This is a genomic window from Candidatus Chlorohelix allophototropha (assembly GCF_030389965.1).
GTDB lineage: Bacteria > Chloroflexota > Chloroflexia > Chloroheliales > Chloroheliaceae > Chlorohelix > Chlorohelix allophototropha.
Window position 1 is genome coordinate 1192336 of record NZ_CP128399.1, and the last position, 13535, is coordinate 1205870.

Genomic DNA, 13535 nt, shown 5'->3' on the forward strand with positions numbered 1-13535 from the left:
GAAGAATTAAAAGCAGTATTGTATGAAATGAGGTAACTCTTGCAACCGAAACTTAAAGAACGAGAACCGCAGCGAACTAAACCTGCGCCTGCTCCGATAACCCCCCCGGTTATCTCAGCCAGCGCCGCCGTTCTGCCTCTCCGCCTATTCCTATCGATATCCTTTCTCTACGCCGGTATAGATAAATTATTCGATCTAGATTTCTTAAACCCTAACGCTTCGGGATATATTGGCAACCAGCTTACCGGGTTCGCTCAGAATTCGCCCATCGGTGGGTTCTTGACCTCAGTAGCAGTACCCAACGCCACCTTGTTCGGCGTTATGATGCTGGCAGGTGAGCTTGCTATCGGTCTTGGTACGTTAGTGGGTTTGTTCAGTCGCACAGCCGCCTTCTTCGGCATGGTTATTAGCCTGACTTTGTGGGTAAGTACTACCTGGAATGTAACTCCCTTTTTCCTTGCCTCGGACTTACCCTATGCGATGGGCTGGCTGGTCTTGGCATTAGCAGGGGCACATCCCGTATGGAGTCTTGATGGACAAATACAGCTATGGCTTAATGAGCGCAAACGTCAGGAGATACTGAAACAGGGTAAGCGCGCAGTAGTACATCCACCCAACCCTGAACTGGTCAGAACGCAGGCGCGGCGGCACTTTCTAGCAGTTGCGGGTGGGACTCTTGTCGCCGGAAGCTTAACCGGAGTAGCTTGGTTTAATTCAGTTTCAAATCGCAATGCCAACTCGACAACACAGAGCGTTCCGATTGAGACTAGCCCGATTATTACTTCCACGCCTGTCACCAATCCATTTGCCAATAATCCACAACCTGTAACCACCACCGCTCAAGGGCAATTCACCGCAACCACTTCTACACCCGCAAACGCGACAAAGACAACCGCTGTAGCTAATACCAGCGCGCCGATAAACGGTAAAGTGTTAGGGGCTATAGCCAGTTTGCCTGTGGGAGGTTCTTTGAAATTCATAACGCCCGATACCGGTGACCGAGCTATCGTTATTCATAATAGCAATGGCTCGGTAAAAGCTTTTTCCAGTATTTGTACTCATGAGGGTTGTGAGGTCACTTACTACCCAAACCAACAGTATTTGGAGTGTCCTTGCCATGGGGCGCGCTTTGACCCCAATACCGGGGCTGTTTTGCGCCGACCTGCTAACCGACCGCTCAAAGCCTATAATGTTTCGGTAGATAATAGCGGCAATATAATTTATCAGCTTAAATAGTGCTTAGAGCTTTCGCCTATAATTTTGAGCAAGGGGTTTTCAAGCCCCTTGTTTCAGTCAAAGCGTAAGTTCTGATTACCTAAAACGTCAGGGTGTCAATTAGCTGACGCGCTAAGGGGGCAGCTTTTTCATTGCCAAAACCTGCCTCTTCCAATGCAATCACCACCGCATATTTAGGTTTATCGGCGGGCGCATAACAACAGAACCAAGCGTGGGGTGTCTCCTTACCGCTTTCTGCCGTACCGGTTTTGCCTGCCACCCTAATACGCGAACCGGCAAAAGCTTGCGCCCCGGTACCGGATATTGTCACATCCGCCAAGGCGCGGCGAATTATATCGAGGTTAGCAGACGAAATGGGCAATTTCTGCTTAACTTTAGCGGCGTAGGTTTGGGGATTCGCGCCTTTCTCGCTACGCGCTACCAAACGAGGCACCGGGATTTGCCCACCGTTACCGATAGCGGCATACAAAGCTGCCATATGAAGCGGTGTAACCAGCAAATAGCCCTGCCCAATGCCCAAATTTACCGCATCGCCCCGCACCCAAGCTTGTTGGAGGTTGTCCTTTTTCCATTGTGGGTCTGGAACCTGTCCGGGCGCATCGGTCAAGCCTACCAACCCGGTGGAAGAACCTAACCCAAAACCTTTGGTTACTGCTGGTAATAACAGTGGGTCGGTTTCATCCAGCTTTTTGCCAAGCTCGTAAAATACTACATCACACGATTGTACCAACCCTTGATAAAGGGTAATGTTGCCATGCCCGGTTTTAAGATAACAATCTTTGGCAAATTGCTCTCCCAACCCCGTCCAATGTCCGGTGCAGGTAAAACGGTCATCGGGCTTCATCCCAAGTCTTTCCAACGCCGCCGCCATCGTAATAACCTTGAAGGTTGAACCGGGAGGAAGCAAGCCTGTAACCGGACGATTTTGGAAAGGATGGCGCGGGTCATCATTCAGCGCTTTAAACTGGCTACCGCTCAACCCTAGAATAAACCCATTCGGATCATAGCGGGGGTTGCAAGCAAGCGCCAACGTAGAGCCGTCGTTTACATCCAGCACCACTATGCTACCCATCTTGTCGCCCAAAATCCGCTCGGCGTTCTTTTGAATAGTCAGGTCAAGATTTAGCACCAAATTAGAACCGTCAACCGATGCTTTCTCCGCCAGTTTCTCGGAAATACCACCGTCCGGTGTGATAATGGTCAGCTTGCCGCCCTTATCGCCTGCAAGCAACTCTTCAGCCCACGCCTCAACTCCCGCCCGTCCGATCTGGTCATCTTCGCGATAACCTTTAGCTGCCAGCGTTTTCAACTCCTCCGCGTTAACCGCCGAAAGATAGCCCAACGTTTGGGCAGCGGTAGTAGCAGCCGGATATACCCGATCTTCTGTCTCAGCTATGCCCACCCCCTTGATAGCCTGCAAAGTATTCAGGGTAGCTTGCGGCGTACTGCCCGGCAACCGTTTTATATCCATTCGCCAATCCGGTTGCCCGTTCTTGTACAAATCCTTTATGACGTTCTTATCCATCGTAAGACTCTGGCTCAAAGTATCCAGCAATTGTTGCTCATTATCGATTTTACCGGGAACAACAAAAACCGTGTAATAGACTCCGGCTTTTGCCAGCGGTTGCAGCGAACGATCAGAAATTGTCCCGCGTGTAGGATTCAAAGGTATCATGCGTACCAGATTTCCGGTTGCCAACCCTGAAAAAATATTGGTGGGTTGCCAGTCTATTCGCCAACGGTTATTATCCTGCACCAATCGCAAGGTATTTTGCTGAGTGAAATCCCCTGCTCGGATAGTTTTAAAGTTTGCCGTGAAATTAAACCCATAAGGGTCATTCGGAGTGGCGGGAGGCTTTGCGCTACCCAACTTTGTCTGTAAATTGGAAAGAGTTGCCTCTGCTGCAATATTGGTATAGCGGGCAACAAATTTATCACGCTCAATAAAGCCACGCGCTGAAACCGAAAGTAGCGCGTACATATCCTCGTAGCGCTGTTCTTCCCAAGCTTTGAGAAAATTCCCCGCTATATCTTCGGGTTTTTCAGGAGCAGTAGGAGTAGAGGTAGGCATGGGAACTGTACCGGAACGGACAGCCGGAATTGTATCGGAGCGACCCGCCGAAGTAGTGGTAGGATTTGCAGTGTTAGCAGTCGGTTCATCACTGCATGCCTCCAAAAATCCTCCAACAGTGATAACCATTGCTGCCATTTGTAGAAATCGTCTCCGCCCTATCTTCATGCTGTCTCCCTGATTCATAAATAACCTCCAGTTCTTAGAGCGATAACATAACCCCTGTTACTACTCTATGTCAATCCCGGCTACGGCGATTAGGCGGGATATGTACCCTTAAGTGCGGACGGGGAAATAAAAAAAGGTCGGTTTTACACCGACCCACGCGCCTACCAAAATCTAGGAGTAATAGCCGTAGCAATCCACAATAATATTGCAATCGCGTTGTGTGGCTACATTCAGTTGCCCGGTACTGGTATTAATTTTATTGAGAAAGAAAGAGGTGACCACATTATTTGGCGAACTACCGATAGTTACCACCCCACGAGTCGCATCTGCCTTCGGGTAAGACGCACCAGTGGGCCACAGCGTAACATAACCAAATAAGGCTCCTGCATAAAAATAATATATCGAAATTACCCCGAATATAGCGGTGGCGCTGGTTGGAACCCCTGTAGCTGGACCGTTTACTCCTACGGTGCGAGTTTCAAAGGTCTTAGTATAAGGTACTATACTTGAATCAGTAGGCACAACCGTGTTGAAACCGGGTACCTGCCCGGCAGTAGACATACCAACCCCAGCCGCCGAGTCAAATACGCGCACCGGTGCTGGAAGTAAGGTGAGTTGCGGTCCCAGCGACTGCGTTACTTGAGACATCAAAGCCCAGCCCCCACTAGTACGTATATAGAAAACCCCGGTATGGTCAACAAACATTTCTCCCGGAATTCCAGACCAAGATGGCACACCTGTTACAGTAGGATGTGGCTGTACATATAGCTGAGAACTGGTTGAAGAAAAAGTTCTAAATTGACCACCATAAGTGGCAGAGCTAATCCCTAAAACTCCCGGTCCACCTTCGGATGCGCCGAACACACCTGCCGCACCGGTGCTGCCACTGAAACCCGCCACCCCGTGCGAACTTGCGCTGGCACTACCCGAAGAACCTGTCACAGCCCCGGTATTTGAAAGCAAATTGTTATTAATGGTAGGAGTGCTACCGATTAGCCCCTGCACTGCCGCTTTGGAAGTACCTTGAGTTGTACCGCTAATTGCCACGTCATTGGTGGATGCACCGTTAAGCGCCACACCACTCGCAACCGTAACCTTAACGCCATCTAAAAGGGTGCCAGTGGTGGTTGCATTAGTAATATCCAGTACAGGCACAGCCGTACCCGGTGTACTACTGGCGTTAACCACAGTCCAATAAGTTGGAGCATTCGACTTGTTAGGGGTAGCGAAAGTGCCATCACCTGAAGTGGCATCTGATTGAAAATTCAAAGCCCCATACGCATACGCGGGACTAGCCGTCTGTGAAAGGGTAGCCGCGCTGGCTACAGCAACGCCTGCCGCCGCTGCCCCCAAACGTCTGAGCATTTTGCGGCGACTGGTACGCGCTTCTACTACCGCCACTTCTTGCTCGCTGTGCTTCTCTTGTAGGGCGTTCTCCAGCTTATTGATTTTAGCTTCAAGCTCATTTTTCTGAGCCGTAAACTCAGCGCGCTGTTTATCCATCGCAAGCTGCAAATTCTGTACCAGACTTAGCACCTGCTCCAGATTGGGCTTGGAAGAATCCAACGGTGAGTCGTTATTCGACATTTCAGACAACTCCTCTTATCTGTTAAAGTTTTGGTCTAATTTCGGGTTAAAGCTCAATCAAGCAATTTTTTCGAGGGAAACAGTAAAAACTAATCTAGCTTAGAGACAAGGGGCTTAAGCCCCTTGCCTGAAATCACCTTTAAAATCCGGGCGGGATATAGCCGAAGCTAACGTTACCGCCCACCCAACCGTTATAGTACCAATAAAAGATGCGTTCTGCTGAAATCGAGATATCCGAGTCCACTTGCACCGCCACAATACTCTTACCCGCGCCAATGCCCGCTTGTGTGCCTGCGGTAGAAGCGGCATTTACCGCAACACGCTGGTTTGCGCCCACTGTTAGTGTTTTAACGGTGGTTGACCCGCTTGAATCATAGTAGGTCAATGTTACGTTCGCTGCCTGCGACGAATTAGTGTTTGCAATTATATAGCTCAGGCTCGACACCTTACTACCGGGATTCTGAAGAGTATCACCCCCTGCAAACAACCAACGTGTAGCAGTTAGGCTGTTACCCGGTTCTGCAATAATACCGTCCCAGCCTTGCAATGGCAATAACATATAGGTTGCATAACGCCCTACCACAATTTTGGAACTGGCTCGTATCTGCACGCTAAAGCCATAAAGCCTGCCCGGCTGGTTTAGATTAGGATTCTTCATCTGAAAAGCCAAATGCGCCCCTGCCGGGATTGATGTTGTTGTTACCACAGGTGATAATGTGCTTTCAAGCTGGTAGGTGAGCGTGATTACAACCGGAGAGATGTTATTGTTAAGGAAAGAGTAGGTTTCATAATCCACCGCCCCATTCATACCATCGGCAAAGTTCCAGTTGGTTTGCGGCGTATTCAAGCCAAACATGCCGCCAACCCCTTTGCGAGCGCCATTATTGGTGATAGTGGAAGAATACAATTCTTGTTCCACCACCAAGGGTAATTGCTTAGCAGCGCCACAGCCAATAGAATTGTCTGCCACTATAACAACCCCAAAAAGCGAAGTAACAGCCGCAGATGTTCCGTAAGTTAGATCCTGTATGGAGAAGCGCAAGCGCGAATTTGGCGGTATCGTTTTCGCTGATATAGAACGACCCAAACCGCCACTACCATCATTGTAATATCTTATGCTAAAACAACCCGTTATTACATTCGGATTAAAAATCGTAAAATACTGATCGCTTGTCTTATTCGCCTCCGGGAAATACCAAGTGTTACTCGGTGCAGTTGCGCCCGCTATGGTATAGCCGCCGTTAGCCGAAGAGCCGGTTAACAAGCTTCGGTTGGTATATATCGAACGCTCTACCGCTACTGGTGGACTACCGGAAGTAACCGTAACCACTGTAGAATGCTCGGTTCCGGCTACAATTCCGTTGACGCTAATATCGCTGCGGCTATGCGGTTGGACGGTAAATGGTTGCGAACTTAACAAACCGTTCGTACCATAAATCGAAATCAATCCGGTAGCAACCGCCGCCGGGTTGCCATCATTGCCCGAAGTGTTCAAAATGTGCAACACTTCATCGGTTTTATTGACAGCTGAGTTCTGGGTATTACCGACAGCAAAATACCATGCCTTGCCGTCTGCCGCAGTACGTGCCACAATCTCACTAGGATACGAAATTTCGCTCGTAGGGGTAACCGGAGTGCTGTATAATTTTAAATAATAGGTTGTATTTGGCTGTAAAAAGTTAGAGCCAGTACCAGTAATAGTTACACTGTGATCCAGAACACCCGATGGACCAACGAAAACTAGCCCAGTACTCCCCGGTACAGCAGTCCATGTCACACGGCTGCTGGTATCAGGACAAGTGGTATGAAAATTGATATTTACAGTGTTAGTAGTAGGTGTTCCAAGCGTATAGCCATCAATGGTACAGGGTATTGTTGTGAAAATATGATCAATACCAGTGATAGTGCTCGGAACGGTGGGCACAACCGCTGGTGGTAGCGGTACCGGATCAGCATTTGAAAAACTGTTTACTAAATGATAATAGCCGATTTGGGTTGGCTGAAGGTTAGAAGCAACTGAATAATAGTCGAACTCGATTTTATATTGGGCAGCCGGCACGTTCAGGGTATAGGATTTTGTAATAGTAGAACTAGCTATAGGTACTATAACTTTACCCACATATTCAGAAGTATCGAATTGCCATGCTTTTACTACGATTTGACCACCTGCCGGAATAGTCGTGGGGAAGGTAATAATTCCGGTGATAGTAAGCGGCGACGACATTTTTACCGTCAAATCAGTATATTTCCCGGTGGTAATCGGTTGGCTACTAGCATCCGTAATTGTGATCTTATTTGAGTAAAATATCGTCTGTTTGTTTGGATAACTAAAACCTAAATAGTAACTTCCGGCTGGAAGCGGCTTGTGTGTTACATAGCCGTCACTATTTGATAGATTATCTCCGCCTAAGTCTATAGGCGTGCTAGGGAGAGTATTGGTAGAGTAAAGATTCAGCGTCACGCCCGGAAGCGGCGCATTATTATTATCATCTGCATTTAACACCCGCACCCTGAATGCACCGCCCGAAGAGAAAGAAGCGTTGATGTTGTTATAGCTCAGGTCAGGACTAACCGAAAGCAAATCTGCGCCACCAATATCACGATTATATTTAAGGCTATACCATTGCGGTAAATAAGTTTTTGTAATTGTCGGTGTAACAGTAAATTTCAATTTGTAATTTCCGCCCACCAGTTTCGCAACATAAGTATAACTATCATCAATGTTGTGGATCAAGCTGGTAAGTTGTAGAGTAATTTCCGTTAGGTTGCTGTTGATATCATAAGCTTGTATTGTAATATTTGGAGAAGATACCGTGCCGAAATCATAGTGGGGTATATCGCTATCGCTTAATACACCCGTGATAAATGCGGCGCGCTCAACTATTATAGTTTGCGTAACAATACCTGAACTCAATGTCACATTGGGAATAAATTTAGGAGCGCCATTACCCGGTGGTAATACTAGCAGACCATAAGTACCCGCTGGCAACGAGCGGAAGCTGGCAATACCATCATTAATACCGGTCAGGGTTGAAGCAATAATCGGGTAGGGCTGGGCTTGGCTGGTATCCAGCACCCGCACCTCCACCGTACCATAAGGTTTATTAGTTCCTCCTATATCGGGAGTTTGCACAAGCACATCCAGCCCTACTCCCAACGGCAATTGGACATTAACCGAGTTTACCGATGCGCCCAAAATAGTAATTGGCGTAGCTTGTGAGGCATTAGCCACCCAGTTCCCGTTACCACTCTGCCCAAAATAACCGCTAATATAGCCCGGTTGACCTGCAGCAGGTAGTGGGGCAGTAAACTGGATCCTATAAGAGCCATTTGGTAACGGGTTGGTAAAATAGCTATAGGGGCTATTTACAAAAATATCCTGAATAGGAATCGTCCCACTATAAACTGTTACTTTTACCAGACCATTGAAACTACCCGAACTAGGCGTAATTGTACCCTGAATAATATTTCCGCGCGGTATTGTGACCGAAGCAACCACATCATGACCGGTAGGCGGCTCAAAAGTTAATGCAGGAATCGCCGCTGCCAGAGTCGGGTCGGCAACCGCTGTACCGCCGGGAGTGGCATACCATCCCTGAATAAAGGGGGTGGGATTATCAGTCGAGCGGAATCTAACCTTATAAGCTGCGCTGGTATTATAGATGTTATTTTCCAGAATGCCGGATATAGTATAAATGCCCGAACTACCAGCTATATTGACAACAGTTGAGGTTAATACCTGCGCTTGAGTTATCGGAACACTGCCGTCAACCACTTCTACTGTAATGTTTGAGGGACCGCCGCCCCCCAGCGTTATAGTACCGGTAATATTACCTCCGACTATAAATTTCCCGTTTTTGCCTGCTAGGGTTTCATTAACCACGGTTGAGGTAATTGCAGCGGCAGCAGTTATGGTACGGGCGTAATTTGGCGCAGTATCGAGATACCATGTACCCACATAAGGCGCACCGGTAGGCGGATAGAATTTCAGCTTATAACCGACAAACGGCGCGAGTTTCTGAATATCATAAGTGCCAAGCCCATCAGTACTAATATCAGCAGACGACGCGAGTTTTCCATTAGCCCATGCTTCCACCTTGCCGCCGGTGGCAGCGGTTGTACCATCGGGTTGATAGACCGTTCCTTGTATGTGGTTATTGGCAATCATCTGCCCTAGAATAATAGTACCGGAACTTTGCGCGCCCGGTGGATAATAAGTCTCGCTATAATCGGTAGTACTGGTTAATATAATGCTAACCAAGTTTGATAGTTGTAAAGGGGTAAAATTAATGGGGTTAGCTTCAGAGTCCACTTCATAACCCGGTGGATTATAGGTGCCATACCAATTGCTGGTATAACTTGTCTTGGAAAACTTTAGAAATAAAGTGGTACCATCTGTTATCGAGCCAATACTATTGCGGTCAATAATAAAGTTGCCGCGTGTATTTGTCGAAACCGTTCTCACTAATCCCGAAGCAATATCCGGCACGGTGGTTTCGGTTACCAAGCCCTTCACCAGAGTGACTTGAGCAGCACTAATAGGAACTCCATTAGTTATCACGCTGGAGCTGTTACGCACCATCACCCGCCCCGCTACCGAACCTTTAGTATAAAGGAACTGCCCCGCTCCGCCTTGCGAACCCAACGGAAGCCCGGTATCCAAATCAAGCATTTGGCATGAGGCTGAATCGACAAAAGAGAGTGTATCCGCCCCTTCAAAGGTGGGAGAATCCGGATAATATACAATGCCTCTACCCGTAGAGGCTCCGTTAAACCTCAATTTATAATTCAGCGTGGCTGCAATACCGGAGCCAAAATAAAAGATTGTATCGCCATTGCCAAGAGTTTGGGTAGTAGTGGTAGCGATAAGGTTACCGGAAGTATTTAATAAATCCACCTGAATATTTGGGATACCACCAGTACCTACATTCGCGTTACCAAAGATACCACCCGTTGAGTAATTATTCGGGTCAAAATTACAGAAACCGGAAGGGGAATTCAGGATAGGACCTGAACCTGTACCGGGGGGAGTAGTAATACCGGTAGTGGCTAAATTCGCTTGCCAACCCGCGCCCCAGACTTGCGCAGGTGAGAACCACTCCGATAGCAACGGCAACAAAAGCATCATCCCGGCAAGGATAACGCGGCACATCGCTCGCGGTGTCATTCTATTCTGTTCCCTTTCTGTCTTTGCGGCTTGGCGCTACTCTTAATGAAATAAAGAATAATTATTACAGGATAATAGATATCGCTGCCGCAAAGTATTTTAGACCCTGTTCACCGAACTACGCTCCCCTATCTAGCTAAAGAAAGGGGCAAATTTAGAACTTACTTGAACCGATTAGTTACCCGGTCAGGATGTTTTCCTGACCTTGGAGCATACAATAACTTGTATAAATGCAAATATATAAAGCTATTAAAAACGGGGAGGAAATCGCTCCTGAATTTCTCAAAAGCAGACTCCCACCCTGAGCTTATTTTATTGGATCAAGCGAACCGGTTGGTTCCTGATGTTTAATTGCCAAGTTGTAGTATCCTGTGCCGTCAAACCAGCGCTACCATTTAGCAAGTAGTTAACTTGGAAATAATTACACAAGAAATCAGGTACATATTGTAAATTACAGGTGGCTTGCCATGTATCATATTGTGAAGCCGACGGTACTCTAAAAATTAAGAACAGCCATTGATCGTTAAAGAAAGCCCCACCCGTCTTAATCGCGGTACTTGTAGCCGAAAGCGAGCCATAAGCACAACCAATCGAAGGTACACCGACATATTCCATAGGACAAGCCACTGCACGTGCCGACAAAGCCGTACCAATCGGAACAGTGCCATCCGCCTTCAAATTCTGCCCGTAGCCTGAGGGGGTAAGAATTTGAACGTTCAGGTTTTCGATACCAACGTCACCGGCATCAAATAATTCTAGCGTAGCCAACGAATCAGCGTTCTCCACAGGAATATATGCCAAGTCAAAAATAACGTTCAAGGCACCGGCTTGGGTATTAATCGCGTTAACATAGATGTTCATTGAAGAAATACCGTACACCTGTGGCACCGGCGGTATCTGTTTTGTTACGTTATTGCCGGAAACATCGGTAAACACCGCCTGAATTGGCTTGGGATTATCATATTCAGCTTTGATTGAGTAACGGTTCGTACCGCCGCCGCCAAAAACCTGTGTCTGCAACAGATAAACCCCATTGCGTACATTGGGCGGATCGCTAACAGTCGCCGCCAACCGTTGCCCATCAACATACTTGATGCGTTGGAGTTGTCCGCTACCCGGTAAATAACCGTAGTCACTGATATACAAATACGGATTATTATTCACACCCTCTGCCAATTGGCGCAAAATGTCTTTTCTGCCCGGCTGTGAATAGTCACCGTTAGGTCCGGGATTCAACGTATTGCTGGAGTCAAAATCCCACGAACAACGCCAGCCATGATAACTCTGATAACCGCCATTATAAGTTTGATTTCGAGTGTCATAGACCGGTACAAAAGTGCCACGGGTTGTCCATAACGGGTCATAACCACGCATATTGTAAGGAATCCGGTCACCGATATAAGGTGGATCTATCCAACCGTTCAATGCAACGGAATTGGCATAATCGGTACTATTATTGTAAAGCATCGAGTCACCCACCGCGCGGCAACTCTGGCTTGGGTCAACGTTCAGGTTTTCATTTGCATTACCGACCCCATTCACCCCTGAAGCATTCAATGGGCTTATCCGGTTAGTATAACTTAAGGGGAAAGACGCATTTGGATAAGCATTCCAGTATATATCATTAACTGTACCCCCACCTTCACCGCTTGGACAAGCAAAAACTAAGGTTGAGTCAGGGCTTTGCGGGTTAGCGTTATTGGGGTAATTAACATCGGCAAAGTAACAATGTGCGTTAGTAAGCGGAGGATTGGAAGAAGGAGTGTTAATAGCTCCACTATTACTCCAAACCTCATTCTGAGGAGTCAATTCCGTAGCATCGAAAGCTGCTACCAAACTGCCCCTACTTTGCCAAGTAGTAGGCGTACCATCCGACAAAGGCGGATAATAGAGCGAGAAACGAGTGCGCATCCCATTCTGGCAATAGCGGTTTGGCGTGGTAACTGTGCCACCCTCTACCAGTTTGCCGTTTTCATAACGTGATTGAGAGCCAACCGCCGGTAAATTGGTGGTTACACAGTTTAGAGAAGCTTCGTCAGTTCGGCTAGAACTTGAAGTAGGCAATTTCCTAGCAGTATCACTATTAGTTCCAGAAATACTACCATAGGGTTTGACACCGTAACTGTTTGGCGCACTTGTACCCCAATAGTTATCGCCGGAGCCGAACACTTCCTGACCGCCAACATCTGCTTCAGCCGCATCATAAATCGAAACGCGGAAACTGGTATAACCGTTTGCATCATATGGGTTTCCGGTATAAGGTTTCAAAGCCTGTGTACTTAGCTGCACCGCCACCGAATAGCCAAACCCTCTCGCTCCATTCCCGTCTGGATGGAGGTCTTGATTTGCTACATTCGGTACTGCAGTTAAATCGCAGCCGCTACCAAGTGTAAACCACCACGACTGCGTTAACACCCATGAAGAATAATCATTTTGGCGTACACATGAAGCGCCGGCGTTATAACCAGTACCGGCGTTTACGGTTACGCTATTGGTATATGGATTATTACCTGAGTTGCTTACTGCGGTAGCGCCATCACTCACAGGTGAATAAGCATCCCCGCTGGAATGGTTAGTCTCTGGTCCTTGCGTATTTAGCCAGAAACCGCCTATACATGGATCAGGGCGGCTAGGTTGGTCGCAGCGATTCTTGACATAGCGATTCCAAAGGGTGCGATAATAGTCCTTGTAGTCAATACCCTGAAGGTCGCCACCGCCATAAGTAGCTTGATCGCGGATAATCCAGTCATATTTCAAGGAACTACTGCCAAAATAATTGAAGCTACCTCCTAAACGCGCCGGAGTAGCATACTGAGCAGTCGATGTCCGCTCTATATAATAATCCCCAAACCCAATCACAGACATAAAATAATGTGGAACCTTTATACCAAGTGTAACCTGATATGAATATATTGTGGGCATAGTGCCGGAATAATATACATACTGGTAAGGAGTTCCGGTTTGTGTTTGTGTTTTGGTATAACTGGCTTGCTGGTTACCAGATTCAAAGAAAGCGTTATAGCCTTGTGCCTGCACACTCAAGCGACCGCGAGCATCGGCAACTAAAGGCTGACTAGGAACCCAAACCACCCCGGCGAGGGCGGCTGAGTCAGCCGCGCGTTGGAGTTTCTGTGCTTCCCAGTATGACATTCCGCCGTCTACTGAAAGACCAACTATTGCCACCATTGCTACTGCGGCAGCCGCGATAAGAACCATTGCTTGACCTTCTTCGCGTCGCCGTATAGCTCTATTCAGTCTTTTCCATAGTAAAGGAGTTATAAAAATTGTATTCATAAAAACTCGACC

5 protein-coding genes are annotated in these 13535 nt (G+C 47.6%); 1 reads left to right on the forward strand and 4 read right to left on the reverse strand.

Going from position 1 to position 13535, the window contains the following annotated elements; translation table 11 throughout:
- Positions 1 to 39 precede the first annotated feature (39 nt).
- Complete coding sequence (locus tag OZ401_RS05035; protein ID WP_341469616.1) at positions 40 to 1236, forward strand: TQO small subunit DoxD; 1197 nt, start codon at positions 40 to 42, stop codon at positions 1234 to 1236.
- Positions 1237 to 1315: 79 nt separating this feature from the next.
- On the opposite strand, the gene mrdA is transcribed toward OZ401_RS05035, so the two are convergent.
- From mrdA to OZ401_RS05055, 4 genes are all read right to left on the reverse strand, one after another.
- Positions 1316 to 3493: a penicillin-binding protein 2 gene (mrdA, locus tag OZ401_RS05040; RefSeq protein WP_341469617.1), complete on the reverse strand. Its 2178-nt coding sequence runs from the start codon at positions 3491 to 3493 to the stop codon at positions 1316 to 1318.
- 153 nt (positions 3494 to 3646) lie between these two features.
- Positions 3647 to 5062, reverse strand: coding sequence for a coiled-coil domain-containing protein (locus OZ401_RS05045; protein WP_341469618.1), 1416 nt, complete (start codon positions 5060 to 5062; stop codon positions 3647 to 3649).
- A gap of 139 nt (positions 5063 to 5201) precedes the next feature.
- Entirely contained in the window at positions 5202 to 10229 is a 5028-nt protein-coding gene (locus OZ401_RS05050) for a hypothetical protein (RefSeq protein ID WP_341469619.1), read from the reverse strand.
- Positions 10230 to 10541: 312 nt separating this feature from the next.
- Positions 10542 to 13523 carry a pilus assembly protein TadG-related protein gene (locus tag OZ401_RS05055; protein WP_341469620.1) on the reverse strand — a complete coding sequence of 994 codons (2982 nt, stop codon included), beginning with the start codon at positions 13521 to 13523 and terminating at the stop codon, positions 10542 to 10544.
- Between the last annotated feature and the right edge of the window lie 12 nt (positions 13524 to 13535).

Coding starts and splice junctions, on each gene's coding strand:
- mrdA (WP_341469617.1), bottom strand. CDS start 3,493: ATGAATCAGGGAGACAGCATGAAGATAGGGCGGAGACGATTTCTACAA.
- OZ401_RS05045 (WP_341469618.1), bottom strand. CDS start 5,062: ATGTCGAATAACGACTCACCGTTGGATTCTTCCAAGCCCAATCTGGAG.
- OZ401_RS05050 (WP_341469619.1), bottom strand. CDS start 10,229: ATGACACCGCGAGCGATGTGCCGCGTTATCCTTGCCGGGATGATGCTT.
- OZ401_RS05055 (WP_341469620.1), bottom strand. CDS start 13,523: ATGAATACAATTTTTATAACTCCTTTACTATGGAAAAGACTGAATAGA.